31 protein-coding genes are annotated in these 25,621 nt (G+C 61.4%); 21 read left to right on the top strand and 10 right to left on the bottom strand.

Features of this window, described 5'->3' with window-relative positions; all coding sequences use genetic code 11:
* Positions 1 to 22 precede the first annotated feature (22 nt).
* From D3250_RS03690 to D3250_RS03680, 3 genes are read left to right on the top strand one after another with little or no spacing between them, the layout of a single operon-like run.
* Positions 23 to 745, top strand: coding sequence for a substrate-binding periplasmic protein (locus D3250_RS03690; RefSeq protein WP_225973108.1), 723 nt, complete (start codon positions 23 to 25; stop codon positions 743 to 745).
* Positions 742 to 1,494, top strand: coding sequence for a gamma-glutamyl-gamma-aminobutyrate hydrolase family protein (locus tag D3250_RS03685; RefSeq protein ID WP_119901969.1), 753 nt, complete (start codon positions 742 to 744; stop codon positions 1,492 to 1,494). The genes D3250_RS03690 and D3250_RS03685 overlap by 4 nt, the downstream gene beginning before the upstream one ends.
* Before the next feature lie 2 nt (positions 1,495 to 1,496).
* The gene (locus D3250_RS03680; RefSeq protein WP_119901968.1) at positions 1,497 to 2,309 is read left to right on the top strand and encodes a gamma-glutamyl-gamma-aminobutyrate hydrolase family protein; all 813 of its coding nucleotides are present in this window, start codon (positions 1,497 to 1,499) and stop codon (positions 2,307 to 2,309) included.
* On the opposite strand, the gene D3250_RS03675 is transcribed toward D3250_RS03680, so the two are convergent.
* From D3250_RS03675 to guaB, 5 genes are all read right to left on the bottom strand, one after another.
* Entirely contained in the window at positions 2,290 to 3,003 is a 714-nt protein-coding gene (locus tag D3250_RS03675) for a PDC sensor domain-containing protein (protein ID WP_158583059.1), read from the bottom strand. The genes D3250_RS03680 and D3250_RS03675 overlap by 20 nt on opposite strands.
* A complete protein-coding gene (locus tag D3250_RS03670; RefSeq protein ID WP_147383471.1) occupies positions 2,993 to 3,823 on the bottom strand; it encodes a FadR/GntR family transcriptional regulator in 831 nt (276 codons plus the stop codon). Before D3250_RS03670 ends, D3250_RS03675 begins: the two co-directional genes overlap by 11 nt.
* A 170-nt stretch (positions 3,824 to 3,993) precedes the next feature.
* On the bottom strand, positions 3,994 to 5,361 hold the full coding sequence (locus D3250_RS03665) for an NAD-dependent succinate-semialdehyde dehydrogenase (RefSeq protein ID WP_119901965.1): 1,368 nt from the start codon (positions 5,359 to 5,361) through the stop codon (positions 3,994 to 3,996).
* Positions 5,362 to 5,527: 166 nt separating this feature from the next.
* Positions 5,528 to 6,661 carry a GuaB3 family IMP dehydrogenase-related protein gene (locus D3250_RS03660; RefSeq protein WP_119901964.1) on the bottom strand — a complete coding sequence of 378 codons (1,134 nt, stop codon included), beginning with the start codon at positions 6,659 to 6,661 and terminating at the stop codon, positions 5,528 to 5,530.
* Positions 6,662 to 6,673: 12 nt separating this feature from the next.
* On the bottom strand, positions 6,674 to 8,185 hold the full coding sequence (guaB, locus tag D3250_RS03655) for an IMP dehydrogenase (protein WP_119902279.1): 1,512 nt from the start codon (positions 8,183 to 8,185) through the stop codon (positions 6,674 to 6,676).
* Between the two features lie 557 nt (positions 8,186 to 8,742).
* On the opposite strand from guaB, the gene groES reads away from it, so the two are divergent.
* The 3 genes from groES to D3250_RS03640 all read left to right on the top strand — a co-directional run bounded on the left by groES (position 8,743) and on the right by D3250_RS03640 (position 11,531).
* A complete protein-coding gene (gene groES, locus D3250_RS03650; RefSeq protein WP_119901963.1) occupies positions 8,743 to 9,039 on the top strand; it encodes a co-chaperone GroES in 297 nt (98 codons plus the stop codon).
* Positions 9,040 to 9,074: 35 nt separating this feature from the next.
* Positions 9,075 to 10,673 carry a chaperonin GroEL gene (gene groL, locus D3250_RS03645; protein ID WP_119901962.1) on the top strand — a complete coding sequence of 533 codons (1,599 nt, stop codon included), beginning with the start codon at positions 9,075 to 9,077 and terminating at the stop codon, positions 10,671 to 10,673.
* Positions 10,674 to 10,745: 72 nt separating this feature from the next.
* A complete protein-coding gene (locus tag D3250_RS03640; protein WP_119901961.1) occupies positions 10,746 to 11,531 on the top strand; it encodes a CPBP family intramembrane glutamic endopeptidase in 786 nt (261 codons plus the stop codon).
* Here D3250_RS03640 and D3250_RS03635 read toward each other — a convergent pair.
* The 3 genes from D3250_RS03635 to D3250_RS03625 are packed head-to-tail and all read right to left on the bottom strand — an operon-like array spanning position 11,523 to position 13,832.
* Complete coding sequence (locus D3250_RS03635) at positions 11,523 to 12,104, bottom strand: arsenate reductase/protein-tyrosine-phosphatase family protein (RefSeq protein WP_158583058.1); 582 nt, start codon at positions 12,102 to 12,104, stop codon at positions 11,523 to 11,525. The genes D3250_RS03640 and D3250_RS03635 overlap by 9 nt on opposite strands.
* A gap of 47 nt (positions 12,105 to 12,151) precedes the next feature.
* Positions 12,152 to 13,291, bottom strand: coding sequence for a tyrosine-type recombinase/integrase (locus D3250_RS03630; RefSeq protein WP_119901959.1), 1,140 nt, complete (start codon positions 13,289 to 13,291; stop codon positions 12,152 to 12,154).
* Positions 13,275 to 13,832 carry a helix-turn-helix transcriptional regulator gene (locus D3250_RS03625; RefSeq protein WP_119901958.1) on the bottom strand — a complete coding sequence of 186 codons (558 nt, stop codon included), beginning with the start codon at positions 13,830 to 13,832 and terminating at the stop codon, positions 13,275 to 13,277. The genes D3250_RS03630 and D3250_RS03625 overlap by 17 nt, the downstream gene beginning before the upstream one ends.
* Positions 13,833 to 13,922: 90 nt before the next feature.
* On the opposite strand from D3250_RS03625, the gene D3250_RS03620 reads away from it, so the two are divergent.
* The 12 genes from D3250_RS03620 to D3250_RS03565 all read left to right on the top strand — a co-directional run bounded on the left by D3250_RS03620 (position 13,923) and on the right by D3250_RS03565 (position 21,936).
* A complete protein-coding gene (locus D3250_RS03620) occupies positions 13,923 to 14,189 on the top strand; it encodes a helix-turn-helix transcriptional regulator (RefSeq protein WP_119901957.1) in 267 nt (88 codons plus the stop codon).
* 246 nt (positions 14,190 to 14,435) lie between these two features.
* Positions 14,436 to 15,101 (top strand): hypothetical protein, encoded by a 666-nt coding sequence (locus D3250_RS03615; RefSeq protein WP_119901956.1) that lies wholly within the window; start codon positions 14,436 to 14,438, stop codon positions 15,099 to 15,101.
* A 157-nt stretch (positions 15,102 to 15,258) separates the two neighbouring features.
* Positions 15,259 to 15,483 carry a hypothetical protein gene (locus tag D3250_RS03610; RefSeq protein WP_119901955.1) on the top strand — a complete coding sequence of 75 codons (225 nt, stop codon included), beginning with the start codon at positions 15,259 to 15,261 and terminating at the stop codon, positions 15,481 to 15,483.
* Positions 15,484 to 15,897: 414 nt separating this feature from the next.
* Positions 15,898 to 17,370, top strand: a complete 1,473-nt coding sequence (locus D3250_RS03605; RefSeq protein ID WP_119901954.1) for a terminase large subunit domain-containing protein — start codon at positions 15,898 to 15,900, stop codon at positions 17,368 to 17,370.
* Positions 17,367 to 18,668, top strand: a complete 1,302-nt coding sequence (locus D3250_RS03600) for a phage portal protein (protein ID WP_119901953.1) — start codon at positions 17,367 to 17,369, stop codon at positions 18,666 to 18,668. The genes D3250_RS03605 and D3250_RS03600 overlap by 4 nt, the downstream gene beginning before the upstream one ends.
* Positions 18,665 to 19,207, top strand: a complete 543-nt coding sequence (locus D3250_RS03595) for a hypothetical protein (RefSeq protein ID WP_119901952.1) — start codon at positions 18,665 to 18,667, stop codon at positions 19,205 to 19,207. Before D3250_RS03600 ends, D3250_RS03595 begins: the two co-directional genes overlap by 4 nt.
* Entirely contained in the window at positions 19,204 to 19,638 is a 435-nt protein-coding gene (locus D3250_RS03590) for a hypothetical protein (RefSeq protein ID WP_192892550.1), read from the top strand. The genes D3250_RS03595 and D3250_RS03590 overlap by 4 nt, the downstream gene beginning before the upstream one ends.
* 12 nt (positions 19,639 to 19,650) lie before the next feature.
* Positions 19,651 to 19,917 carry a hypothetical protein gene (locus tag D3250_RS03585; protein ID WP_119901951.1) on the top strand — a complete coding sequence of 89 codons (267 nt, stop codon included), beginning with the start codon at positions 19,651 to 19,653 and terminating at the stop codon, positions 19,915 to 19,917.
* A gap of 2 nt (positions 19,918 to 19,919) precedes the next feature.
* Positions 19,920 to 20,327, top strand: coding sequence for a hypothetical protein (locus D3250_RS03580; RefSeq protein ID WP_119901950.1), 408 nt, complete (start codon positions 19,920 to 19,922; stop codon positions 20,325 to 20,327).
* Between the two features lie 109 nt (positions 20,328 to 20,436).
* A complete protein-coding gene (locus D3250_RS03575; protein ID WP_119901949.1) occupies positions 20,437 to 21,276 on the top strand; it encodes a phage major capsid protein in 840 nt (279 codons plus the stop codon).
* 1 nt (position 21,277) lies between these two features.
* Positions 21,278 to 21,601, top strand: a complete 324-nt coding sequence (locus D3250_RS03570) for a hypothetical protein (RefSeq protein WP_119901948.1) — start codon at positions 21,278 to 21,280, stop codon at positions 21,599 to 21,601.
* Positions 21,601 to 21,936, top strand: a complete 336-nt coding sequence (locus tag D3250_RS03565) for a hypothetical protein (protein ID WP_119901947.1) — start codon at positions 21,601 to 21,603, stop codon at positions 21,934 to 21,936. The genes D3250_RS03570 and D3250_RS03565 overlap by 1 nt, the downstream gene beginning before the upstream one ends.
* 182 nt (positions 21,937 to 22,118) lie before the next feature.
* Here D3250_RS03565 and D3250_RS03560 read toward each other — a convergent pair whose 3' ends face one another.
* Together D3250_RS03560 and D3250_RS03555 are read right to left on the bottom strand one after the other, a co-directional pair.
* Positions 22,119 to 22,412, bottom strand: coding sequence for a hypothetical protein (locus D3250_RS03560; RefSeq protein ID WP_119901946.1), 294 nt, complete (start codon positions 22,410 to 22,412; stop codon positions 22,119 to 22,121).
* 339 nt (positions 22,413 to 22,751) lie between these two features.
* Positions 22,752 to 23,270, bottom strand: a complete 519-nt coding sequence (locus D3250_RS03555) for a GNAT family N-acetyltransferase (RefSeq protein ID WP_119901945.1) — start codon at positions 23,268 to 23,270, stop codon at positions 22,752 to 22,754.
* Positions 23,271 to 23,450: 180 nt separating this feature from the next.
* Here D3250_RS03555 and D3250_RS03550 point away from each other — a divergent pair, with 180 nt between their 5' ends.
* Genes D3250_RS03550 through D3250_RS03540 form a run of 3 tightly spaced genes read left to right on the top strand, consistent with a single transcriptional unit; the run spans position 23,451 to position 25,610 of the window.
* Complete coding sequence (locus D3250_RS03550) at positions 23,451 to 24,296, top strand: ABC transporter ATP-binding protein (RefSeq protein WP_119901944.1); 846 nt, start codon at positions 23,451 to 23,453, stop codon at positions 24,294 to 24,296.
* A gap of 13 nt (positions 24,297 to 24,309) precedes the next feature.
* Positions 24,310 to 24,951 carry an ABC transporter permease gene (locus D3250_RS03545; RefSeq protein ID WP_119901943.1) on the top strand — a complete coding sequence of 214 codons (642 nt, stop codon included), beginning with the start codon at positions 24,310 to 24,312 and terminating at the stop codon, positions 24,949 to 24,951.
* Entirely contained in the window at positions 24,948 to 25,610 is a 663-nt protein-coding gene (locus D3250_RS03540; RefSeq protein ID WP_119901942.1) for an ABC transporter permease, read from the top strand. The genes D3250_RS03545 and D3250_RS03540 overlap by 4 nt, the downstream gene beginning before the upstream one ends.
* Positions 25,611 to 25,621: the final 11 nt, after the last annotated feature.

Below are 25,621 nucleotides of genomic sequence, written 5' to 3'. Positions count from 1 at the left end.
CGACAGCGCCGAAGGAGGCCTCATGGCGATGCAAGACCTGAAACTCGCCTGCATAGACTCCCACGCCCCACCACTGTTCAACCTCTCCCCCGACGGCGGTCGGACCCGTTCAGGCTACGAGCCCGAGGTGGCGGGGTTGGTGGCCCAGGAATTGGGAGCGCACGTGACCTGGATGCTCACGTCCTGGGACAACATGATCCCCATGGTGCAGCGCCACGAGGCTGACGCAGTGTGGTGCGGCCAAGGCATCATTCCAACGCGCCAGGAGCAGGTGAACTTCACCCGTCCGTATGCCATATTCGACGAGTCCGTGTTGGTCCGGGCCGGAGATTTCGCCCGGGGACCTGACGACTTTTCCGGGCGGCGGGTAGCCGCTATTGCTGACAGCGCGAACATGCAGTTGGCTGAGACGTTCCCCGGAGCCATCCCGGTGCCGTTCACTGCCTCAGACGATGTCTTCGGAGACATGATCGCCGCTGTCCGCGACGGCAGCGTGGACGCCATGGTCGACGACGATGTGGTCACAGTGCCGCTGGGAGACGATCCGGAGTTCGACATCGCCTTCACCTCCCCCACAAAGAATGCGTGGGGCGTCGGAGTGGCCAAAGACAGGCCGGAACTTCTTGAGACGCTGAACAGTGCACTGAGCAGAGTCATCGAATCAGGACAGCTGGCAGAGGTCTGGGCCAAATGGATGCCACAGCTGCCGTTCCCCGCGGAGCTTCACACAGGGAGACCCTCATGACCATTCTCTCCACGCAGTCACGGCCGCGCATCGGCGTGCCAGCCATGTGGTCCAAGTCCGTCAACGGCCTACGCTACTCAGGGTCGGTGGTCGCCAACGCGGTCCTCGAGGCCATCGTTCGCGCCGGAGGCCAGCCCCTGGTGATCTTTCCCGGCGCGGAGTTTCATGACTGGGACCTGCTGGACGGCCTGGTCCTGCCCGGCGGGTCCGACATAGACCCTGCCCGCTACGGCCAGAAGCCGGACGAGCAGCTGAGCCCAACCGACTTTTCCGGCCAGGACGACGCCGACGCTCGGGCAATCCTGGCGGCCGAGACTTTAGGGATTCCAGCGCTGCTGATCTGCCGCGGGATGCAGCTGTGGAACGTGGAACGCGGGGGTTCGATGATCCAACACTGGCCCACCGAGCCTCAGGAGCATGTCGACACTGTCCACGACGTCGACATCACACCCGGAACTCACTTGGCCCAGGCTCTGGGAGAGGCCACCACCGTCGATGTCTCGAGCTACCACCATCAGGCGGTGGGAAAACTCGGCCAGGGCCTTCAGGTGGTCTCCCGTGCTGAGGACGGCTGCATCGAAGCACTCGAAGATCCCCAGCACCGTATTGTGGCCGTACAGTGGCATCCGGAGGACCGGGCACACCACCATCCCACTGACCACGCCCTGTTCACTTGGATCATTTCAGCCGCTGCGGATTACCGCGCCACCGCCCGCAGCACCACTCGCACTCATCAGGAGGTCTCCTAAGGATGTCGAACTCCGAGGACCTGGTTCTCACCCGTGAAGACGTCATGCCGCGCAGGCCTGCCCCGGCAGAGGCAGACGTCGAGATCGTCGTAGTCGCTCAGCTGAATCTGCCGCAGCAGAGCCACGAAACCCATGGGCTGCTGCGCAGGTTCACCACTGTCACGCTGCAGACACTCCAGGACTTGGGGGCGCGCATCCACCTGGTGGATGTCACCAGTGAGGAGCCAGATTTCGAGCTGCTCAACCGGTCCCACGGGGTTCTCATGCTTGGCGGTGGAGACATCGATCCCAGTTTCTACGGCCACAGGGGCGACGTCGCCAACGAATATGGTCGCGATCCCGTCTCGGACACACGCCAGTTAGCCATCACCCGTTGGGCAATGGATACTGATGCGACTCTATTGGCCATCTGCCGCGGGTCACAGATTCTCAACGTGGCCTGCGGCGGGACCATCATTCCGGACATTCAGCCCTCAAGCCTCCACCACGGCGACAAAGGCGAGCCCAGCTTCCTGGACGAGACACTGACTCTTATGCCCGGCACCAAGGTCCGGGAAATCTTCGACCGTGAGCGGCTCACCGTACGCAGCGGGCATCATCAGGCAGTCGACACCGTCGGCGCTGGACTGCGCGTGGCCGCAGTGGCTGATGACGGAGTGGTTGAGGGCACCGAACGGATCGACAACACCTGGATCGTCGGCGTCCAATGGCACCCCGAAGACGATGACGGCTCTGAGCAGGATAGGTTCACACTCTTTAACGCCTTCTTGGAGGAGGCTCGGTCCCGGGCGAGACTCACTCCCAGTAGAGGCTGAGCGTGGGGACCCGAGTGGGCAGCATCAGCTGATGACCGCTGACGGTGTCCTGCTCAAGGAGCTCACCGGGGAGGAAGCGCGCCGTCGTTGAGCAGACAATGCGTCCCTCAGCACCTAGTAGCACGAAGCGTCCGGAGACATTCTTAGCTGCACGCATCATCACCCGTTCGAGGGTGCTGACTTCAATGTCAGACCCCGCCACGCCGACAAAACCGTAGTCGTCAGCGAACGGCACAGCCGCGGTGAGGATGTACTCATCGACTCCGAGAAAGTCCACATAGGGGGTTGTGAATTTCGGTTCACCGGTCGCTTTCGGCTCAGCAAACCATGGCAGCTGGAGGAAGTCGTAGTAGTCCCGGGAGTGCTCGTCGAAATCGAATCCGTAGGCCTCCGGCGCACCGGACTCCCCTCTGACTCGCCACGGAATGAGCTGCTCCGGGGAGACGATCCGGTCGGGATCGAAGATGATCCCCGCCCCGTAAACCAGCGGGTGGCGCTCCAGCAGGCTGTCCGCCTCTGCCTCCATCATGCGCAGCTGATCGGGTTGGAAGGGCCCCCAGCGCCGAGAATTGGCATTCTCCGAGCCCAGGCGCCGTCGCACAAGAGCGGCTGCGCCTTCCAGATCGTCGAACAATCTGTCCAGGTCCTCGGCCAGGGCATGGGCGAAGCCGCGGATTTCTTCTTCAACGGACATGAGTGTCATCCTTTGAGCCTTCGTGCAGGGCGAGAGTGAGCTTCTGATCAATCATGTGAAAGGTGTCGTCCTGAATGCGCTGCGTCGCCGCACTGACCGCCGCCTCCCGGTCCCGCCGGTGCAAGGCATCCATCATGCTGGCGAAGTAGGGCAGTACAGCCTCCTTGCTCCGGGGGTTCCCCAGGGGAGCCCAGAGCAGTTCGGAGGACTCCAGCTGTAGGTGCAGCTGGGCAATCAGGAGGCGCCTGGACTGGGCGCTGACTGCGATCTCCAACCAGATCCGGCTGTCCGCGCGGGCCAGCGAGTGGGCGCCCTCCGCGTTCTCAAAGGCCTCCACCAGACGTTGTATGGCATGGAGATCGGAATCGACCGCACGTGAGGCCGCCAGCTGGATGGAGGCGGCGGAAACCGCCGCCCGGTGATCCCCCATATCGCGAAGCTCCACCACACTGAGGCCCTCCAGCCGCTGACGCATCAGCGGCACCGAGGCCGCCGGCAGCGAGACCACGAACGTGCCCCCGCTCCGTCCACGCCGTGTCTCCACCAGCCCCTTCGAACGCAGTGCTGAGAGAGCCTCCCGGACAGTGGTCGGTGAGACGCCGAAGGACTCGGCCATCTCCACCTCGCTGGGGAGCCGATCGCCTTCCTTGAGGAGTCCCAGAGACATGGAGTCTCGTAACCGGGTGACGATCGCCTCTGCCCTGTCGATCTCCGGGAGGGCACGGTATATATGCTGCCGAAGACCCTGTGATCTGCCCCCGGGCGCGCCCGACCCAGCAGGCTGGTGCGCCTGATGTGCGTCGGTGTAGGTCACGGTCACCCCCAGAGTCCACGAGCTTGCACTGATCACATCCCCCGGCTGTCAGAGGGTAGGACGAAGCTCTTACGATCCAAGAGTCTCACACGCGCCCATCTCGGCACATTGGGACAGGACAGGACCCCACGGGGCCTTCCACATCTGTGTCCTCGTTGTGCGAGCACCCTGCACTCTCAGACTCGGCGAACCAGTTTTTTGTTCGCGAACTCCTCGATGCCCAGCGGCCCCAGCTCTCGGCCAAAGCCTGATCGTTTGACTCCGCCGAAGGGCAGGTTAGCCTGCGAATCGGTGTTGCTGTTGATGAAGACCATCCCGGTCTCCAGCCGCTGAGCAACGCGCTCCGTCTGCGCTGCGTCCGACCCGAAAACGGCAGCACCTAGCCCATAGGGAGAATCGTTGGCCAATTCCACCGCCTCATCTTCATCGGCCACTTTGTAGACCATGACTACAGGACCGAAGGCCTCCTCGTGCCACAGCCTGCACTCGCGATTGAGGTCGGTCAGTAGGGCTGGGGTGAGGTAAAAACCTTCCTCAGCCGGCTGGCCCCCCGCTCGCAGCGCAGCGCCGTTCGCCACCGCGTCATCCAGCTGTCCTATCAGGTCCTGTCTGGCCGTTTTAGAGGAGAGCGGACCCAAACGTGTCTCCGGTTGGGCTGGGTCCCCCAGCTGGATCCGCTCCAGGCGCTGCTCCACCTCTTCCATGAAGCGGTCGTAGGCCGATTCGACGACGATCAGCCGCTTCGGCGAGGTGCAGGCCTGACCGGCGTTGGACAGCCGCCCGGAAACCGCCTGCTTGGCCGTGGCTGCGACATCATCGGAGTCGAGCACTATGAAAGGGTCGCTGCCTCCCAGTTCCAGGACCACTTTCTTCAGGTGCCGCCCACACTGCTCGGCGACGATGGCGCCGGCCCGCTCACTGCCGGTCAGGGAAACTCCCTGGATACGGGGATCAGCGATGACGTCCGATAGCTGCTCATGCGTGGAGAAGATGTTGATGTATGCATCCTCAGGAAGTCCCGCTTGACGGAGGACCTCCACGATGGCCAACGCCGACTGCGGGCAGTTGGCGGCATGCTTGAGCAGAATCGTGTTGCCCAGCGCCAGATTCGGCGCAGCAAATCGCGCTACCTGATAGTGAGGGTAGTTCCACGGCATGATGCCCAAGAGCACCCCGGTGGGCTGCAGGTGGATCTCGGCTGATCCAGACTCCACAGAGAGCTTCTGGGGGGCGAGGAACTCCTCGGCGTGGTCGGCGTAGTACTCGAAAATCTCTGCCGAGACGGCGATCTCACCCCTGGCCTGCTTGATGGGCTTGCCCATCTCTAGAGTAATGAGCTCCGCCAACTCCTGGGCGCGCTCACGATAGATGCTGGCTGTCCGGTGCAGCACGGCCACGCGCTCTTCAAGCGGCGTCGCCGCCCAGGTGCGATAGCCGCGGTGTGCGGCCTCTATCGCCTCAGCCACCTCCCCATCACTCGCTGTGGGGTATTCCGCCGTCACGTGTCCAGTAGACGGATCCACTGTTTGGTATGTCGCTGACATTAAGCCTCCAGGTCCGAGGAACGATCATCCTCAGTGCGCTTCAGTTCAGGAGCCGTCTCTGGCTGAGACGCACTGATCTTCGGTGTGCACCGAATGTAACCAAGATAACATCTAAAACCAGATCTTTGACTGGCAAGGTGGCTTTCCCCAACAAGATGAGACTGACTCAGCCTCGGCCCACCGGAGAAACCGTGGCGGCAACACGCTGGAAGGACTTCAGGTCTACGTAGCCGCAGGACGCCATGGCATGGCGCAGTCCACCCATCAGGTTTGATGACCCGTCCGTGTGATGACCCGGGCCCAGCAGCACCTCTTCCAGGGAGGCAACCGTGCCCACCCGGGTGCGGTGCCCGCGCGGAAAGTTCGGATGCACCGCTTCCAATCCCCAATGCCAACCCTGCCCCGGCGCCTCCTCGGCCCGAGCCAAAGCGGCACCGAGCATGACGGCGTCGGCCCCCATTGCCAAACCCTTCACAATGTCTCCGGAGGAGCCCAGCCCCCCGTCGGCAATCACGTGCACATACCGGCCGCCCGACTCGTCCAGGTAGTCCCGGCGTGCGGCGGCGACGTCACTGATCGCGGTGGCCATCGGCACCCGAATCCCCAGGGCACGGTGCGTGGTCCGCGCACTCCCTCCGCCGAACCCAACCAGCACACCGGCAGCACCGGTGCGCATCAGATGCAGCGCCGGGGTGTATCCGGCTGCCCCGCCGACGATCACCGGAACATCGAGCTCGTAGATAAACTCCTTGAGGTTCAGCGGATCCCGTGACTCGGACACGTGCTCAGCGGAGACGGTAGTGCCGCGAATGACAAACATATCCACCCCGGCGTCCACCACAGTCTGGTAAAACTCCTGCGTGTTCTGCGGGGTGAGAGAGCCAGAGACGACGACGCCGGCATCGCGCATCTCCGCCAACCGAGCCTTGATCAGTTCGGCTTTGATCGGCTCCGCGTACAACTCTTGCATCCGGCGCGTGTTGGACGGCGAAATCTCCAAAGCGTCCAGATGCGCAATCTCCTGAATCACCGGTTCAGGGTCTTCGTAGCGGGTCCAGAGCCCCTCCAGATTAAGCACCCCGAGGCCCCCCAGTTTGCCCAGTGCTATGGCGGTGGCCGGGGACATCACGGAGTCCATCGGAGCGCCGATTACTGGCATTGAGAAGGTGTAGGCGTCAATGCGCCAGTCCAGGGACACGTCCTGCGGGCTGCGGGTGCGGCGTGACGGGGTGACGTTGACGTCGTCGAGGGCCCAGGCCCGGCGTCCAGACTTAGCTAATCCGATCGGGATGTCGTTCACAGGTACTCTTCCTTACCGGCCGCGGTAGTTAGGCGATTCGACGGTCATCATCACATCGTGCGGGTGGGATTCCTTGAGCCCCGCCGTGGTGATGCGGACAAATTTACCCTTGGCCTTCAGCTCCGGGATGGTGTTCGCCCCCACATAGAACATGGTCTGGCGCAGCCCGCCGGTGAGCTGGTGCAACACTGCCGAGAGCGGACCTCGGTAGGGAACCTGGCCCTCGATCCCCTCAGGGATGAGCTTCTCATCGCTGGGCACATCCGCCTGGAAGTAGCGGTCTTTGGAATAGCTGGTGTTCCTCCCGCGGGACTGCATGGCCCCCAGTGAGCCCATTCCGCGGTAAGCCTTGAACTGCTTGCCGTTGTAGAACACCAGATCGCCCGGGGACTCAGCGGCACCAGCCAACAGGGAGCCGAGCATGACCGAGTCTGCCCCGGCCAGCAGCGCCTTGCCAATGTCCCCAGGGTGCTGCAGGCCGCCGTCGGCGATCACCGGCACACCGGCTGGGATAGCGGCCTTGGCGGATTCGTAGATGGCTGTCACCTGGGGTACGCCCACTCCGGCCACTACACGCGTGGTGCAGATGGATCCGGGTCCGACCCCGACCTTGATGGCGTCTGCCCCCGCCTCCACCAGCGCGGCTGCTGCCTGCCGAGTGGCGGCCTGGCCACCGATGACGTCCGTGCCTCGGACTGCGGGATCGGATTTCAGTTTGGCGATCATATCCAGGACGCCGCGAGTGTGGCCGTTGGCGGTATCCACCACCAGCACGTCTGCACCTGCTTCGATCAGGTTCATGGCGCGCTCGTAGCCGTCGCCGAAGAATCCCACGGCGGCACCCACCCGCAGACGGCCCTCGTCGTCCTTGGTGGCCTGCGGATACTTGTCGGCCTTGTCGAAGTCTTTGATGGTGATCAGACCGGTGAGTCGGCCGTCGTCGTCTACCAGCGGCAGCTTCTCTATCCTGTGCTCGCTGAAGATCCTCAGGACTTCGTCATTGGAGATGCCTTCCTTGGCGGTCACCAGCGGCACCCGGGTCATTTTCTCGTGCACCGCGATGGTGGGGTATTCGGCGTCCGGGATGAAGCGGGTGTCCCGGTTGGTGATGATGCCGACCAGCGTGCCGCCCTCATCAACCACCGGCAGTCCGGATATTCGGTAGTGACCGCAGATCTCGTCCAATTCAGCAATGGTGGCGTCAGGGCGGATGGTCACCGGGTCGGTGATCATGCCGGACTCGGAGCGCTTGACCTGGTCCACCTGCTTGACCTGCTCCTCGATGGAGAGGTTGCGGTGGATGATGCCGATTCCGCCCAGGCGTGCCAGGCCGATCGCCATGGGCGCCTCCGTGACGGTGTCCATCGCGGCTGACACCACAGGCGCCGAGAGCTGGATGTTGCGGGTCAGCCTGCTGGACGTGTCCGCATCCGAGGGGAGGACGTCGGTCTCTCCCGGCAGCAGCAGCACGTCATCGTAGGTCAGACCGACCAGAGCGAAGGGGTCGTGTCCCTCGTCATGGATGTGGCTCAAAGTGGGACCTCTCGGATTCGTTCGCAGCGGCTCGGTGCCGCACCTGTGCCAGTCTACTCGGCGCCGGTTTACTGACCATAACGCTGGCGCTGGTGCCACTCCTCTCAGCAGAGCGTCGCGGGATGTCGGAAACTCCACACTTTCCGCGGCACATTCCCCACATCCCGAGACGCTCTGCGGAAGCGGCAGGTTCGGGAGTGGTGTGGTTGGCTGCCACAGCCAGGGGCGATGGCTGGTGTGGCGCTGGATTCGCAAGTGGCGTTCGAGTGACTGACTCAGCCGATGGCGCCACACCCGGCGCTTCTTAGCACTCTGCTTGATTGAGTGCTAATGCGCGTTCTATAGTGCTGTTAGCACTCGATGCACTCGGGTGCTAAGTCCAGGACGGCCGTCAACCGTCTGGGACCATCAAAGCCTGACGGAGACCTCCGGCTCCCGCGACGACGGTTGGTCACTCCCAAGGCGAGCAACAAGAAGACCGAGCGCGGCGTCGTCGTGCCCGGTATCAGCCAAGAGAAGATTCAACTTCAGCAAAGGAGAGAACTGACGTGTCAGTCTCCATCAAGCCCCTCGAGGATCGTATTGTTGTCCGCCCCCTGGAAGCTGAGCAGACCACCGCTTCCGGCCTGGTCATTCCGGACACCGCCAAGGAGAAGCCCCAAGAGGGTGAAGTTGTCGCCGTTGGCCCGGGCAAGGTGTCCGATGCCGGCGAGCGCCTGCCGGTCGACGTCGCGGAAGGTGACGTAGTCATCTACTCCAAGTTCGGCGGCACTGAGGTCAAGGTCGGCGGCGAGGAGTACCTGGTGCTCAACGCCCGCGACGTCCTGGCCAAGGTCGAGAAATAGAACCCACCGCTCGACTTCTGAAGGAGTAAGAACATATGGCAAAAGAGCTGCTATACGATGATGCCGCCCGCAAGGCACTGGAAACAGGCATCAACAAGCTCGCCGACACCGTCAAGGTGACGTTGGGCCCACGCGGCCGCAACGTCGTGCTCGACAAGTCCTGGGGCGCACCCACCATCACCAACGACGGCGTGACCATCGCCCGTGAGGTGGAGTTGGACGACCCCTATGAAAACCTCGGCGCGCAGCTGGCCAAAGAGGTCGCCACCAAGACCAACGACGTCGCCGGCGACGGCACCACCACAGCGACTGTGCTCGCACAGGCGTTGGTGAAGGAAGGTCTGCGCAACGTAGCCGCCGGTGCCGCGCCCAGCGAGATCAAGCGCGGTATTGAGGTCTCCGTAGACGCCGTGACCCGGCGCCTGCGGGAGAACGCCCGCGAGCTCAACGGTCAGCAGGAAGTCTCCTACGTCGGAGCCATCTCCGCGCAGAACGACGAGGTCGGCGAACTGCTGGCCCGCGCGTTCGACGCGGTGGGCGCCGATGGTGTCATCACCATCGAAGAAGGCTCCACCACGTCCACTGAGCTGGACATCACCGAAGGCATGCAGTTCGACAAGGGTTTCCTCTCCCCGCACTTCGTCACTGACGCCGAGCGTCAGGAAGCCGTGCTGGAGGACCCGCTGATCCTGATCCACCAGGGCAAGATCTCCAATATGCAGGAGTTCCTCCCCGTGTTGGAGAAGGTGCTGCAGTCTAAGAAGCCACTGTTCATCATCGCAGAGGATGTCGAGGGCGAAGCCCTCTCCACCCTGGTGGTCAACAAGCTGCGCGGCACCCTCAACGCCGTGGCCGTGAAGGCCCCCGGCTTCGGTGACCGCCGCAAGGCCATGCTGGAGGACATTGCCACCCTGACCGGCGCCACCGTCATCACTCAGGATCTGGGTCTGAAGCTGGACCAGGTTGGGCTCGACGATCTGGGCACCGCCCGCCGGGTGACCGTCACCAAGGACGAGACGACCATTGTGGACGGCGCCGGGTCCAAGGACGACGTCGACGCCCGCGTGGCGCTGATCAAGTCCCAGGTGGATGCCAGTGACTCCGAGTGGGACCGCGAGAAGCTGCAGGAGCGGTTGGCCAAACTGGCTGGCGGCGTCAGCGTCATCCGCGTCGGTGCTGCCACCGAGGTGGAGCTCAAGGAGCGTAAGCACCGGATCGAGGACGCAGTGTCCTCCACCCGTGCCGCTTTGGAGGAAGGGATCGTGGCTGGTGGCGGAACCGCCCTCATCAACGCCCTGAGCGTGCTGGACGAGGACTCCGACGTCAGCGCACTGACCGGCGACGCCGCTGCTGCAGTGGGCATTGTCAAGCGTGCCCTGATGCAGCCGCTGCGCTGGATCGCGCAGAACGCCGGCGAAGACGGGTTCGTGGTGGCCTCCAAGGTCTCCGAACTGGAGCCCAACCACGGTTTCAACGCCAAGACAGGCACCTACGGTGACCTGATCAACGAGGGTGTGATCGACCCGGTGAAGGTGACCCGTTCCGCCCTGCAGAACGCCGCCTCCATCGCAGCCCTGGTGCTGACCACCGAGACCCTGGTGGTGGAAAAGAAGGCCGAGGAAGAGGACCACTGATCCTCTGATTCACCCCTGGGGAAGCCGGTCCGTGTTAACGGGCCGGCTTCTCTGTTCTCTACACTTCATGCCATGACAGCCGCCCCCACCGTTGACCGCCGCTTCTATGCGTGGGAGGTCGGAATTGTGCTGGCGCTCTCCTTGGGGCGCAGCGCCGTGTACGCCGTGCTGCAGTTGGCTGAACGGCTGAGCATTGCGCCGCTGGCGGACCAGACCGCCACCGTCCAACGCTCACGTTCCAGGGACGAGTTCTACGACTTCAGCTTCCAGGTGCTGGACTCCCTCTTCGCTCTGGCCCCGGTGGTGCTGGTGCTCTACCTGGTCTTCCTGCACGGTGGGAACCCGTTCCGCCGCTGGGGACTGGACTTCCGGCGAGCCGGACAGGACTGGGCTTGGGGGGCTGGCCTGTTCGCGCTCATCGGTCTGGGCACTTTGGGCGTGTACCTCGCCGGACGCAGCCTCGGGCTGACGGCGCAGATCATCCCGGCGGATGTCACAGAATACTGGTGGTCCACACCGGTGCTGCTGCTGGCCGCGCTGCGCCACTCTCTGTTGGAGGAGATCATCATGATCGCCTACCTGTTCGACCGCGCACGCCGCATCTGGCCGCAGCTGACCGACTCCCCAGCTGCCGTCGCCGTTCTGGTCTTCGCCACCGCTCTGCTGCGTGGGGCCTACCACCTGTACCAGGGATTCGGACCCGGGCTCGGCAATGCGCTCATGGGCGTGATCTTCGCAGCCGTCTACCTGAAGTACGGACGGGTGATGCCACTGGTCATCGCGCACTTCCTGCTCGACGCCGTGGCATTCCTCGCCTTCCCTCTGGTGCTGCAGGTCTTCGGCCTGAGCTCAGTGTGAGACCCCCAGCGTCCTCGCCAGCAGCTCCACAGGCTGACGGATCTGCCGGAATGAGGTGTCGAACACTGACTCTGGCAACATGTACGGGTCGACGACGTCGTCCTCCCGGGTGGCAGCGCCGACGCGGCGCCGTGCCTGGTTCAGTTGCGGGACAAGGGCCGCCAGGGTCTCCGCCGCAGTCTTCCCGTCTCCGGCGGCGTCGAGTTCTGCTGCATCGGTACTCTGCAGCAGACGAGCAAACTCCGGCAGGGTGAACATTCGGGGCCGGGCTGCAGGAACCTCGGCTGCCATGTCTGCAACATGCTCCCGGGTGGCGGTAAGTATGATGTGGGCGCGGTCGATCACCGAGGGCGTCACCTGCTGGGCTGTGAAGTCCTCCGTGTCGGCTCCGTAATCAGCCAGCCGCTGTTTCATAGCCTCCTGCATGTCCTCGCCGTCGTGGGCGTAGGTGCCAGCAGAGTTGACCTCAATGTTCGGCTCATCCCTAAAGATCTGGGCGAGCAGCCGCTCCATGGCGGGTGAACGGCAGATGTTGCCGGTGCAGACGGCTAGGACGGAAAATGTTTCAGACACCGTGGACTCACACCTCTCTGATGAAGAACGGTTTATGGACATCGTACCTAGTCAGCGGCTTTCTGGGACTCAGAACCCAACTCAATCCCAACATGAGGCTTCAAAGTTCGGCGCATGAGACCAGTTGCGGCCGCCCGCGTCGTGTCCTCCGCATCGGGCCAAAGGTGCGAGTACACGTTGAGCGTGATTGAGGGCGAACGGTGCCCTAGTTGTCTCTGAACCTTCACGACATCCTCCCCCGAAGCGATCAGGCCAGAGGCGAAGAAATGGCGCAGATCGTGGATACCGAAGTGCTCGACATCGGCAGCCCTGAGTGTCTTGCGCCAGGCGTAGTCCACAGCGTCGGGCCGCGGAGGATTCCCACCCCGCCCCATGAATAACCATTCGCCGTTGATTCCGCTGGCGATGTGCGCACTCAACATCTCCACCAAATCCTCTGGAATATAAATTGTGCGATTGGACTCGTGCTTAGGTGCCTTGATTCGAACCTTGCCGCCCTTGAGGTTCAACACCTGCCGCTCGACCCGCAGACGACGCTCCAGAGCACGCACGTCACGGACCTGGAGCGCAGCAGCCTCACCACGCCGCAGGCCCGCAAAAGAACATACTGCCCAGAGTGCTCTCCAGTGATCCTCCGAGGCATTCAGGATCACCGCCACATCTTCAGCCGAAGGAATGTGCATCTCATCGTTCTGGACCCGTGGCAGCCGTGCGCTCTCCAAGGGACTCTGAGCGATGTGCCGATCACGGGCCGCGGCTCGGAAGACCACATTCACCCGCTGGAAGTACGTACCCACCGTGGACGGTGCAAGACGCTCTGACAGTTCCTTGATCCACCGCTCTACATGCGTAGGCCTGACCTTGCCCATCGGGACCGAGGAGAATGAGCAGTCTTTGATCGCTAAGTCCGTGCCGGCAATCGTGGACTGATCCCAGAGTTGCCGAGCCTTGAACGTGAGGTAGTAGTCGTCCAAGGTGATCTTGCCGTCGGCAGCGTCCACGTACGTCCCGGCCTTGACCTCGTGGTGCGACCGGCGCTTGAAGTCACGGGCCGCGTTGAAGTTGCGGAACGTCTTTTGCCGTCGCTGGCCGGCCGTGTTCCTGTAGGCAACTTCGTAACTCTTGCCTCCGTTGGCACGCTCGACGGCGTATATCCCCGGCTCTTTAGTCTTAGTTCTCTTGTTCATCGCTTTGATTCCTGTTGCCGTCCCACCCGTGGATGCGTGCGAAATCCTGCTGTGCTTCGTTCAGAAATGTAGCAATCCCACCTTGGTCGTAGTGGCGAATCCGATCGAGGGCATGCTCGTATCTTCCAACGACGTTGCTCGGCACAACATCCCTCACTGCGTCTAGATCGACACCCTCTTCTTCCATATCCATGAGGGTAGATCTTGCAATCATGTGCGCGGCGTTGGCATCCTCCAATCCCCCACTGATGGCGCCTAGGGCCTTTTTACAAAGCCTCTCTGCGTCAAAAACGGCGTTCACAACTTTGACAGCTTCAGGAGGCGTCACGAACTGGCCTGTGCCAGTTCTGAGAAGTTTCGCGAGAACCTGCGCTTCAGCTAGGCGCAGGGGACGCTCACCTTTCTCAACGGCCCAGACAGTTCGTTGAGACCACTTAAAACCTTGTTCTGACATCTCAAACGCGACTTCAGCTTGTTTCATCTCGACAGCAGCACGGAGTCGCTCCACATTTTGCCCAATCCATTTATCCATCTGCTTCATGGCGACAGTATACGACGAAATTGCTTGAAGATCGATTGCCTCGACGCGCAAACTGCGTGATATGATTTTTGCGAGTCCAATCAGGGCTCAATGAAAGAAGTATCGACATTAGGAGAGACCTTGGAACAGCAACAGCTCCGCCGCGACTCAGATATCAGGCCCGTTCAAGATCAACTGCGGACCATCGAAGAGACGGCTGAATATTTGCGTACTACGCCTAGCACCATGAGGTACTGGCAGCAGATCGGCAAGGGTCCGAAGAGTTTTAAGCTCGGGGTTCGCCGCCTCTGGAAGCAAAGCGACTTGGACGCCTGGATCAATGAGCAGTATGAGGCCCAAACCAGAGAAGCAGCATGAAGGCCACCGTCAACTGCGCCCGCTGCTCTGTGGAGTCTTACCACTACGGCCCCGAGCAGGTTCAGCACTACTGCGAGACCCCTCATTTTAGGGACACCAAACCCAACGAAAAGCGGCCCGAGAATCCCCGCCAAGAGACAACTCGGACCGCTCACCAGAAAGACACTCACTTAGGAGTATCACTGTGAACCAGCGTACAACAGCAGCTCCCACTTGGCACCCGGAATGGATCGCAGAAGGAGGGTTATGAGCTGGGTGAAGCTCGATGACAACTTTTACGAAGACTGTGATGACGCCGAGCTTGCCCCCGCTGCCATTGCCCTGCACATCTACGGGCTGGTGTGGACTATGAAGCAGAACAATCGCCACGGTGGACGCATTCAGAAGAATTTCGTTCGTAGGTTCGCTGGGCGGTTTCCAGACGGGGCACTAGAAGCTGCACTTCACGAGCTGACGACCAAGAGTCTGCCCGGCGCTGACGGTGAGCCGACAACCTTCTGGGTAGACAACGGCGACCACTATCAGATTCTGCACAACATGGAACAGCAGCGGACCTTTGAGCAGATCAAGGCACTGAATGCCAAGAATCGAGTCAATGGCAAAGGTGGAGGACGCCCCAAGAAAGAATCTCAATTGGGAACCCAGGTGGAAACCCAGATGGGTTGTGAAGGGGATAGAAACCCAGATGGGTTTCCAGTTGGGAACCCATCTGGAAACCCACAGGGTCTGGCCTGGACAGGTAAGGATCTACCTCCTCATATAGACCATGAGACAGGGGAATTGTTATCGGTCCCTTCCTCGGCCACTTCGGAGTCCTTTGAGGACATTTGGGGCGAACCTCACCCGGTGACGTCTCAGGAGCACTTCAATCGCTTCCGGAATCCCAATGTTGATTGGGAGGACGCCGCGTGACTACCGCACCCCCTACCTGTATTCGGTGTGGGTATGGCCCGTGTGCTTGCCCCTATATCGCTGCCCTGGCCCCTGGTGGGAAGTATGCCCACCTTGCCCCGGGGGTGGTGGAGGCTATGGCCCTACCTCAACCCCACCGTGGCCCTACCGATGAATCATGCCCCTGCCCCTCCTGCTGGTCGGGTCGGGCTGCTACCTGGATGGAGAGCACCTGATGTTCAAGCGCACTCGTATTACTGCTGCTGACCTGAATGATGAGGAACCGTTGCTGAGCATTCTTCCAACGGACGATGAACTGGAGAATCTGCGACGAGGTATTGATGAATGTGAGCGACAGTTGGCTGAGCAGGCGCGTCGGCTGCGGGAGATGACGCGACGATGAAGATTTGTCTGAGTTGTGGAGAACTTTCTTCAGCGAATTATTGCGAAGAGCACTATCCAGAGGTTCGGAAAGCGCAACGCGGTCAACCGAATGGCACCGCCCAACAGCGCGGCTATGACGCACGGTGGGCACGCCTGTCCCGTAAGGCCCGCCAGTTACAGAACTTCTGTTCGGACTGCGGTTCGGAGGAGAACTTGCAACTGGATCACACACCTGAGACGTGGGAGCGGTTCCGTCGTCGTCAACCGATCCGGCTTGAACATACTGGCGGCGTCGTGTGCTCCGACTGCAACCGAACACGCGGTGACGCACGCACACCAGGGGGACGGGGGTACAGCGGACCGCCGGAAAACTTCGGGCCGGTAAGCCAAATACCTAACTTACTCGCCGGTAACATAGTGGAGGGGGTGGATTATGGTCAAAGCTGGCCCGAAGAAGGCGGCAGATGAGTCACCGTTACCGTTCAGGCCCCGCGTTACTGGCAGCGCACGGTTCGGGAAGTTTTGTGAGCGGTTCGTCCGTGTCCCGAAGGGCTACGGCAGCGGCTCTCCGCTGCGTCTGAGGCCCTGGCAGCTTGATCTTGTCGGCTCGGTGCTGGATGCGGACCCGTGGCCGGTACAGGCCGGGTGGATGCTTCCGAGAGGTCAAGGAAAGTCGTCTCTGATGGCCGCGCTGGGACTCTATGACTTGATCCTCGGTGATGAAGGCGCGTCCATCGTGGTTGCTGCGGTGAATGAACAGCAGGCCGGAATCGTGTTCCGCACGGCGGCGCGAATGGTGGAGCTGAACGAGGATCTGAGCACCCGGATTCACACCTTCAAAGACAGGCTAGAGGTTCCTGGCAAGGGCTCCACATTCCAAGTCATGCCAGCTTCCCCGAAGGCCCTGGAGGGACTAGACCCGTCACTTGCGATCGTGGATGAGGTCGGCGTCGTGAATAGGGACGTTTTCGAGGTGATCGCGTTAGCTCAGGGCAAACGTGAGCGCTCCACCATGATCGGCATCGGCACACCTGGACCTGATCCTCACGATTCTGTGTTGACCGATCTTCGGGATTACCACCGGAAGTTCCCAGAAGATACGACGCTGGTCTGGCGGGAATTCTCCGCTGCTGGGTTCACCGATCACCCGGTGGATTGTGAGCACTGCTGGGAGTTGGCGAACCCGGCTCTAGGTGACTTTCTCAATAGGGACACGATCCGGGCGCTGCTTCCGCCGAAGACCAGGGAGAGCACTTTCCGGCGGGCGCGGTTGTGTCAGTTCGTCACCGAGACCACCGGTTCATTCCTGCCTGAAGGGAAGTGGGAGTCACTCAACACTGGCGAAGAGATCGCCGAAGGTGAGGACGTGGTGATCGCCCTGGACGGCAGCTTCAACGGGGACGCGACCGGGGTACTGGTGGCCCGTATCGGGATGGAACCGCACTTCGACGTGGTGGGTCTCTGGGAACCGGCAGGGGATGAGAACTACCGCGTGCCAGTCGAAGAGGTGGAGGACGCGATCCGGGCGGCCTGTAGACGGTGGAACGTCCTAGAGGTGGTGGCCGACCCGTTCCGGTGGACCCGGACACTGCAAGTCCTGGAAAAGGAAGGCATCACGGTCTCAGAGTTCCCCTGGAGCGCGGCACGAATCACCCCGGCGACCACTGACTTCTACAACGCCTGCATCAACGGCCAAGTCTCACATTCCGGTGATCCTCGCCTTGCAGAACATATCGGTAACGCGGTGGTCAACGAGAGCGAGCGCGGCGTGCGACTGGATAAGTCCCGGAAGCACACCACACGACATATCGACCTTGCAGCTTGTGCCGTCATGGGGCATTCACGGGCGCAGTGGCGGGCGATGAAAAAGAAAAAGCGTAAACGAGCTAGGAGCTTCAAATCATGAGCAAAGAGCAATTGCAGTCACTCATTCAGGTAATCGACGGGCGGGCGGTGAACCTCGACCAACTGGACCGCTACTACAACGGGAACCCGCCACTGAGCTTCCTATCACCGGAGGCGCGCGAAGCACTTGGAAACAGGTTCGGGCGCATGGCGTCGAACTTCTGCCGACTCACGGTCACTTCCATCTCGGAGAGGCTGAGGATTACGGGATTCACCAGGGACGGCCAACCCGACCCGGCACTGTGGGCAGACTGGACTAGGAACGACCTCGACCAACTAGCAGGCACCCTGCACCGTGAGGCCCTGACCCTGGGAACCGCGTACTGCATCGTCTGGGCAGACCACTACGGGCAGCCGACGATCTCTGTGGAGTCAGCGCACCAGATGACCGCGCTACGCGATCCGGGCACCCGGCAGATCGTGGCAGCGGTGAAAAGGTGGAACACTGCTACCGGCTCGGAAGCAATCCTGTATGGCCCCGACACGATCACTCGGTTCAGGTCAGCTTCGCAGAACGCCACAGCAGGCGCCCAGTACCGCGTGGCAGAGACGATTGAGAATCCGCTGGGAGTAGTGCCGGTGGTGGAGTTCCGCAACTCAGACCGGCTGCTAGATGAAGGGGTCTCCGAGCTTCGGGACGTGATCCCGCTGCAAGATTCGCTGAACAAACTCCTGGCCGATCTCCTCGTGGGTTCGGAGTACTTCGCACGGCCCCGCCGCTGGGCTACCGGGATTGAGCTTGAAGAGGATGAGGACGGCGAAGCCGATAACCCGTATCCGGAGTCCAACAGAATGATGATCGCGGAGTCTGATCTGTCGAAGTTCGGGCAGCTCCCGGCCTCAGACCTGGGTTCCTATGACACGGCCATTCGCACGATCGTTTCGCAGATCATGGCAGTCTCCAGTCTCCCAGGGCACTACACCGGAATCGTGGCGAACCAACCGCCCAACGCGGACGGCCTACGGGCTGCGGAAGCCTCACTGACGGCCCGTGTGGAGCAACGGCAGCACACCTTCGGCAGGAGCTGGGAGAAGGTCGCTGGACTAGCGCACGCTATCCGCACCAACACCGATCCGCTGGCCGCTGACATCACGCTCACCTGGGCCGATCCTGCTACGCGCTCAGTCGCTCAGGAAGCCGATGCCGTGGTCAAACTTTTTCAGGCCGGTCTCCTCCCAGTTACGGCAGCACTCGAAAAGCTGGGTTACAGCGAGGACCAGATCAGCAGGATCAGGGACGCCCGCCGTGGTGAAGCCCTCGACGGCGCAGGTACCGACCTAGAGGCGCTGCTCTCATGAGCATTCACGACACAGTGGCGCGGCTCTCAGACACCGCACGGACACGACTGGAGGCCCTGGCAAGGCGCATGGACGCCGAAGAGCTGACCTGGGATGAGTTCCACGCCCTGGCGACCACAGAGGCCGCACGGCGCTCTTCGGCGGCGTCTTCGCTGGCGGTCCTCGCGGTCGCTGCGGAGCTGTCCCGGCTCACCGGAAGGCCCAGGGCGACCAGCACCCCCCGCCCGGAGTTCGACCTGGAGGAACACGCCTATGACGCGATCACCGAGCAGACCGGCACCCAATCCTTCGGTCTGGACCCCGTGGCAGCTATGGGCATAGCTGGCGCGGCAATTGTCATGGCGGCGTATCAGTCCACGACCAACAGGGCTATGCGAGACCAAGGAGTGAGTTTCTACCGCAGACAAGTCGAACACGACGCCTGCGAAATCTGCCTAGACATGGCAGACATCGTCCTACCAACAACACATCAACAGTGGCACCACAAAGGATGCCGCTGCGTAGCCGTACCCGTTTCAGAGAATGGAGCAGACCAGTGACCGAAGAACAGACCACTGACCCGACCGAGACCACCGAAGAGCCGGAGACTACTCCTGCATCGGAGGCAGCCGAAGACCAGGAGCAGGAGCACACCACCGAAGAGGACACCTTCCCCCGCGAATACGTCCAGAAGCTCAGGGATGAGAACGCGAAGTTCCGGCAACGGGCGCAGAAGTCGGACAAACTGGCCCACCGGCTGCACACCGCCCTCGTCGCTGCGGACGGACGCCTAGCAGACCCAACAGACCTGGAGTTCACCGAAGAGCACCTGGACGACTCCGAAGCGCTCTCAGAGGCCATAGAGCAGTTGATCCACTCCAAACCACACCTAGCCGCCCGCCGACCCCGTGGCGACGTCGGCCAAGGCGCCAGCGGAAGGGGAGCCGGTAACGTAGATCTCGCCGGCCTACTCCGGGCCGGGGCCAACTAAGGGAGTTATATTATGCGGGAACCGCGCGCAGAACTCGATGACCTCTATAACCAGAACGAAAGCATCATCGGGCTCTTGGAACGCCTCAATGAAAATATTTACCTGATTCGTGAAGCCGTTTACGGCCAGACGCGTAGAGAGTCGAATCAGCCCTATGAAAACCCGAAGCACGGGCACTGGGGAATGGTGAGTGCTGATCAGATTGCCTCCATCGAGTCAACATTGGAAGACATAGCGGAGGATCTAAGTAATTCTCGCTCTCGGAACCGCAGGGGGTAAATATGGAAGAACCATACGTATGGCGACAGGAAGCGCAGGTTACGTACCCCGATTGGAAGGGGACAGCGCAACTCGACCAGCGGAAAACCACCGACACTCTTGAAGAGGTGGTGGGCCTTGACCCCGACAAGTGGATAATTGTTGGTTTTGACATCGGAGGGTTCGAACGCCCCGAGAGTCGTAAGATGCATGTCGTCGCTGCAACCAGAGAGCACTTCTCAGAAGTGCGCGAACTTGATGATGCGTTGGAGCTACAGGTCACAGACTTTCTCATCCATAATGTTGACCCCTTCGAGATTCTGCAAAAGATAACTCATGTATTCGAAATGCGGATGAGAATAAGGCACTTACCTGCTGAAAGAATTAGAGTGGTTAACCTTAAGGATGTTCCAGAACAACCCGACGAATAATTCAATACTCGCGTGATACAATGAGAGGGTCGGCCCTGGTGGTCGGCCCTCTCTAGTGTCCTGGCGGCATGAGGAAGAAACACTTACCTCTATCGTTAGGACATTTCTCATGGCACTGAACACCACGGACGCCCCGGAGCTGCTGCATGAGCAGGTCAGCTCTCTACTAATCCAGCCGCTGGAAACAGCCTCGATAGTGCTGGCCGCTGGACCTCGAATCTTCGACACCGCGTCACCGCTGCGTATCCCCAAACTGGTCGGCTCCGGCACCCCCGCATGGATAGGTGAGTCCGAGCTGATCCCGGACGACTACACCGCAGAATTTGATGAAGTAAGACTCATGCCGGAGGACCGTAAATCGGTCAAAGTCATTACACGCTACTCAAACGAGCTGGCGCGCCAGTCCGTGGTCGGTCTGGACGCCGTTCTCCGCGCCCGACTGGTCAATGACGTCTCCTCTATGCTGGACGATGCGTTCCTCAACGGCGACGGCACCAGCGACTCAGTGACCGGACTCTTCAACCAACCCGGCACCCAGAGCGCCCCGCTGGACCTGGAGTCGGCAGATACGTTCCTGGACGCTCTGGCAGTCACCACGGCAGCCGAAGTGACACCGAACCGTTGGTTCCTCAACGCCGGGGACTTCATCACGGTGAGGAAGCTCAAAGACCAGAACGGGCGCTACCTGCTGGAGTCTGACCTGACACGGGACACCACTTACCGGCTCTTCGGCGTACCGGTCGCCGTGTCCAATAAGGTTCCGCAGGGCAAAGCGCTGCTGGCAGATATCTCCCAGGTGGCAGTCGCGCGGGACACCAACCCGCAGATCAAGATCCTGGACCAGCGATACGCCGAATACGATCAGCAGGCAATCCGAGTCACCGCACGGTTCGATCTCGGTCTGCTGCACCCGCAAGGCGTCGTAGTCCTCGATAGCGCGGGAGCCTGATATGGATCATGTCCCACCGCCCACTGGTGAGGACATAGCGCAATTCCTCGGTCAAGGAGACGATCCCGCCGTCGTCGCCCTGGCCGGGGAACACGCGCCTATCGTCCGAGCTATGGCGCAGGCATACACACGGGGCAAAGGGTTCCAGAACGGGCAAGTGACAGAAGACATTCACGCCGTCCTCGTAGCCGCCACAGCGCGCCTCGTAGCCAACCCTGAGCAGATGTCATGGGCAGCAGGCTCCGCACGCGTCTCAGGCGCATTCAGAGGGTGGACACTGGCCGAAACATTCGTGCTCAACCGATACCGCAAAAGGGCAATGTGATGCTGCTCCACGACCGCGTGACCGTCCATATCCCCGGTGGAGAAACTGGCGAATATGACGATTTCGGAATGCCGATAACTTCCCCGCCCACGACTAAGGTGCTCCCAGCTCAGGTTGACCCAGCACGCACGTCTGACGGAGACGACGCCAACTCAGGGCAGCTCATCAGCCGCTACCGTGTAATGCTCAAAGCACCGTTCGACTTCGACCCGACCGGTGTGGATGAAGTGACCTGGAGAGGGAAAACGATCCGGGTTGATGGGCGCATACAGCCGCAGATGCTCAGGGGCCGGATAAGTCATTATGAATTCGTCTCTGAACAAGTTACCGGCTAGTAGGATTCCATGATAGAATAGAAGCACCGAACGGTGGAGAAGTCCAAGGGCATACTCTCTACCGGGAGGCATGGAACTGAATTGCGGACTGTACCCTTCCATCCTCGCTGAGACGGCAACCGTTCTAGACGGCTCCCGTAAGGCCAAGGTGGAAGGGTACAGTTTTGATCAGCGGGCTCAAGTTAGTAGCAAGCGCTGGGGTCCTCATCGTTATAGGTAATCAAGATGTCCACGGAGTCTTCCTCGAAGACCACGACTGACAGCCACGGCGTTCCATCATGGCCTTCTGGTGCCTCTTCCCACCATAACCAATGAGTGGAGGTCTCCGTTTCTTGAGTCTCGCAGAACTCAAGGTCTTCGTAGTCGTCGCCGACAGGAAGTTGCTCTTCATACCAGGAGACCACCTCCTCGTAGTTGGCGTCGGGGACATCCCAAATCCCCTCAGTGTCCTCCCGCTCTTCTGCCGCCTCTGGCACTGGGACTCCCTGTACACCTGAATCAACACCATCTCCTAACGACTCTGAGTCGCCTTCGTCGCATGCTGAAACAGTCAAAGCCGAAGTGAAAAGTATGCCTAAAAAAGCTTTGCGACTATTCATGAACTACACAGTAGGCCCTTCAATAACTGAGTGACAGGGGTCGGCACCTTGACGTTCAGCTTCCGCAGGGGACCGAAGGTCGCCTGTTGTCCATGTACCCCAACATTTTCCCAACATGAACAGCGTGTGAGACCGTAATCCGCCGTTGAGAATCAGATACACAAAACCCCGGAAACACAAGGAACTAGGCGAACTCCACACAGCGTCATTGCCCAGCTACACCTCTCTGATGAAGAACGGGAACGTTTCACGCTTAGCTGGAATGTCCAACACAAAGTCTCGGTCCGGATTCCGAACGAAACCTTCGGACTCGTAGAGCGCATGGGCTGCGGTCATGGACTTCAGGCTGCACAAGGTGACGGCTCGGATATCAGGGCGAGATGCTGCTGATTGCACGATATGCCGCACCAGAGCCCGGGCGACGCCGCGACCCTGAGCCTCCGGCGCCACGGCCAGCATCCGGAACTCCAGCTCCCCCGGCCTGGAGACCTCCGCGAAAGGCCCGTCGAAGTCCGTGACGGTGGCAGTGCCGAGAATCTGGCCGTGCACCTCCGCCACGAGCACGCTTGAGCTATCGGCTCGTTCAGCGACTCGGACCAGGTGCTGGACATAGAAGTCTTCGCGGCGCAGATGCCCGCCGTGAACGTAGGCGGCGACGGTGAGCTCCCCGACACGGGAGAACTCACTGGGGTGAGCTGCGCGGATCAACGCCGTGCCTGACGTGGTGGTTGTCATAGGTCACTATCTTTTCACAGCGCGCTGTCAGTTCCTGGACAGATGCCGCACACAGGCCGTCAGCTTCCCCAAAACGCCATCACAGGATCTAGAGTGGTCCTATGGAAGGCATCTACGGCGCCTGGTGCGGCCCTCGGCGCAGCTCTGCCCGTCGCCTCCGCATGAGCAACGGGGCTGACCATGGCCATTGAGTTCCGCAATGTGACCAAGACATATCCCGACGGCACTGTCGCGGTGGACAATTTCAGCCTGCATGTGCCCTCGCACACCTGCACTGTGCTTCTCGGCTCCTCCGGATGCGGGAAATCCACGCTGCTGCGCATGGTCAACCGAATGGTGGATCCCACCTCAGGTGCCGTCCTGATCGACGACGACGACGTCGCCACCACTGAGCCGGTGGCCCTGCGCCGGCGCATCGGGTACGTTATGCAGGATTCAGGCCTGCTCCCCCACCGCCGGGTGGTCGACAATATTGCCACCGTCCCGCGACTCAACGGAGCCTCCAAGGCCGAGGCACACCGCCGAGCCAACGAGCTGATGGAGATCGTAGGGCTGGATGCAGCGATGGCTCGCAGGTACCCCAGACAGCTCTCCGGGGGACAGCAGCAGCGGGTAGGGGTGGCGCGGGGCTTGGCCGGAGATCCCAACATTCTCCTGATGGACGAACCTTTCGGCGCCGTTGACCCGCTCGTGCGAGTGGAGCTGCAGCGGGAGCTTCAGCGCATCCAGACCGAGCTGCGCAAGACGATCATCTTTGTCACGCACGATATTGACGAGGCACTGACGCTGGGCGACCAGATCGTGGTCCTGAAGAAAGGCGGCGAAGTCGCCCAGATCGGGAAGCCGCAAGAGATTGTTGAAGCCCCGGCCAATGACTTTGTCGCCCAGTTCTTGGGTCTCGATTCCGCGCGCCGGTCCTTGAACGCCGCACCGCGCGATGGTGGTGGCTGGCTCGTCAGTGACGGTCGCGGCCGACCGCTGGGAGTGGTCGACACGGTACCGGACCAGCACACAGACACCGACTGAGCCGGCGCCTGTTATGGAGTGGATTCTCAACAACCTGCCCCGCATCACCGATCTCACCCTTGCCCATCTGATGCTTGCCCTGCCGGCAGTTGCGGCGTCGTTCCTCATCGCGGTTCCGATCGCGTGGGCCGCGAACCGGGTGCGGCCCCTGCGTGAGGTGGTGGTCTCGGGCACCGGACTGCTTTACGCGGTGCCCTCCCTGCCGCTGTTCATCGTTCTGCCGATCCTCCTGGGTACTGGAGTCCGGGATACTTTCAACGTCATCGTGGCACTGACGATCTTCGGGCTCGCGCTGATGGTCCGCTCTGCAGCCGATGCGCTGGACTCCGTGGACGCCGGGGTCAGATTGGCTTCCACTGCGGTGGGCTACTCTCCGGCCATGCGGTTCTTCTCCGTGGAGCTCCCGCTGGCTGGCCCGGCGCTGCTGGCTGGGCTCCGCGTCGTGTCAGTCAGCACCATCTCTCTAGTCTCAGTCAGCGCCGTGCTTGGGGTGCAGTCATTGGGTTCGCTGTTCACAGACGGATTCGAACGCGCCATCATTCCTTCCATCGCCGCGGGGATAGTGCTCACCGCGGTGCTGGCGCTGCTGTTGGATCTGCTCCTGGTGGCCGTGGGGCGCCTGATCATGCCGTGGGCACGAGTGGGCCAATCATGAATCACCTGATCGAGGCCTTTGAGGTGCTTCTGGACCCTGATGCATGGAGCGGGCCCGGGGGATTTGGCGCCCGCATGATAGAACACCTCTGGTACACCGCCCTCGCGCTGCTCATCTCGGCGGCGATCGCGCTTCCCGTCGGGCTCATAGTGGGGCACACGGGACGATGGCGTGCGCTCGCGGTGATCAGCAGCGGAATGGTGCGGGCTCTGCCCACCCTCGGCGTGATCACTTTGGCGGCCTTGTTCGTCGGCATTGGACTCACCGCGCCGATGATCTCCTTTGTGGTGCTGGCTGTCCCGTCGATTTTGGCCGGCGCCTATGCCGGTGTCGAGTCGGTGAGCCCTGCCACCAAGGATGCCGCAAAAGCCCAGGGCATGAGTGGTTGGCAGGTGCTTCTCCGGGTGGAGATACCCCTGGGCCTGCCACTGATTATCGGCGGGCTGCGCAATGCGACCCTGCAGGTCGTCGCCACAGCCACCCTAGCCGCCTACGTGGGGGCCGGTGGTCTGGGTCGGCAACTGTTCCTAGGGCTGCGGACTCAGGATTACCCACTGATGTTGGCTGCCTCCATCGCCGTCATACTGCTGGCCATTATCTTGGATGCACTGTTCGAATTGTCCCAACGGCTGCTCCGGCGCCGGATGGGTCTGGTCTGATCCCCGAATAA

Source organism: Nesterenkonia natronophila (genome assembly GCF_003595215.1).
Lineage (GTDB): Bacteria > Actinomycetota > Actinomycetes > Actinomycetales > Micrococcaceae > Nesterenkonia > Nesterenkonia natronophila.
This window is presented reverse-complemented; position numbering and strand designations above follow the sequence as displayed.

Bases quoted from the DNA above. Each gene is read 5' to 3' on its own strand.
- D3250_RS03605 (WP_119901954.1), top strand. From the start codon at position 15,898: ATGGTCAAAGCTGGCCCGAAGAAGGCGGCAGATGAGTCACCGTTACCG.
- D3250_RS03585 (WP_119901951.1), top strand. From the start codon at position 19,651: ATGCGGGAACCGCGCGCAGAACTCGATGACCTCTATAACCAGAACGAA.
- D3250_RS03570 (WP_119901948.1), top strand. From the start codon at position 21,278: ATGGATCATGTCCCACCGCCCACTGGTGAGGACATAGCGCAATTCCTC.
- D3250_RS03580 (WP_119901950.1), top strand. From the start codon at position 19,920: ATGGAAGAACCATACGTATGGCGACAGGAAGCGCAGGTTACGTACCCC.
- D3250_RS03625 (WP_119901958.1), bottom strand. From the start codon at position 13,832: ATGAAGCAGATGGATAAATGGATTGGGCAAAATGTGGAGCGACTCCGT.
- D3250_RS03545 (WP_119901943.1), top strand. From the start codon at position 24,310: ATGGAGTGGATTCTCAACAACCTGCCCCGCATCACCGATCTCACCCTT.
- D3250_RS03630 (WP_119901959.1), bottom strand. From the start codon at position 13,291: ATGAACAAGAGAACTAAGACTAAAGAGCCGGGGATATACGCCGTCGAG.
- D3250_RS03675 (WP_158583059.1), bottom strand. From the start codon at position 3,003: ATGTCCGTTGAAGAAGAAATCCGCGGCTTCGCCCATGCCCTGGCCGAG.
- D3250_RS03615 (WP_119901956.1), top strand. From the start codon at position 14,436: ATGAGCTGGGTGAAGCTCGATGACAACTTTTACGAAGACTGTGATGAC.
- D3250_RS03610 (WP_119901955.1), top strand. From the start codon at position 15,259: ATGCCCCTGCCCCTCCTGCTGGTCGGGTCGGGCTGCTACCTGGATGGA.
- groL (WP_119901962.1), top strand. From the start codon at position 9,075: ATGGCAAAAGAGCTGCTATACGATGATGCCGCCCGCAAGGCACTGGAA.
- D3250_RS03550 (WP_119901944.1), top strand. From the start codon at position 23,451: ATGGCCATTGAGTTCCGCAATGTGACCAAGACATATCCCGACGGCACT.
- D3250_RS03565 (WP_119901947.1), top strand. From the start codon at position 21,601: ATGCTGCTCCACGACCGCGTGACCGTCCATATCCCCGGTGGAGAAACT.
- D3250_RS03680 (WP_119901968.1), top strand. From the start codon at position 1,497: ATGTCGAACTCCGAGGACCTGGTTCTCACCCGTGAAGACGTCATGCCG.
- D3250_RS03640 (WP_119901961.1), top strand. From the start codon at position 10,746: ATGACAGCCGCCCCCACCGTTGACCGCCGCTTCTATGCGTGGGAGGTC.
- D3250_RS03555 (WP_119901945.1), bottom strand. From the start codon at position 23,270: ATGACAACCACCACGTCAGGCACGGCGTTGATCCGCGCAGCTCACCCC.
- D3250_RS03685 (WP_119901969.1), top strand. From the start codon at position 742: ATGACCATTCTCTCCACGCAGTCACGGCCGCGCATCGGCGTGCCAGCC.
- D3250_RS03600 (WP_119901953.1), top strand. From the start codon at position 17,367: ATGAGCAAAGAGCAATTGCAGTCACTCATTCAGGTAATCGACGGGCGG.
- D3250_RS03595 (WP_119901952.1), top strand. From the start codon at position 18,665: ATGAGCATTCACGACACAGTGGCGCGGCTCTCAGACACCGCACGGACA.
- D3250_RS03620 (WP_119901957.1), top strand. From the start codon at position 13,923: ATGAAAGAAGTATCGACATTAGGAGAGACCTTGGAACAGCAACAGCTC.
- D3250_RS03540 (WP_119901942.1), top strand. From the start codon at position 24,948: ATGAATCACCTGATCGAGGCCTTTGAGGTGCTTCTGGACCCTGATGCA.
- D3250_RS03575 (WP_119901949.1), top strand. From the start codon at position 20,437: ATGGCACTGAACACCACGGACGCCCCGGAGCTGCTGCATGAGCAGGTC.
- D3250_RS03690 (WP_225973108.1), top strand. From the start codon at position 23: ATGGCGATGCAAGACCTGAAACTCGCCTGCATAGACTCCCACGCCCCA.
- D3250_RS03665 (WP_119901965.1), bottom strand. From the start codon at position 5,361: ATGTCAGCGACATACCAAACAGTGGATCCGTCTACTGGACACGTGACG.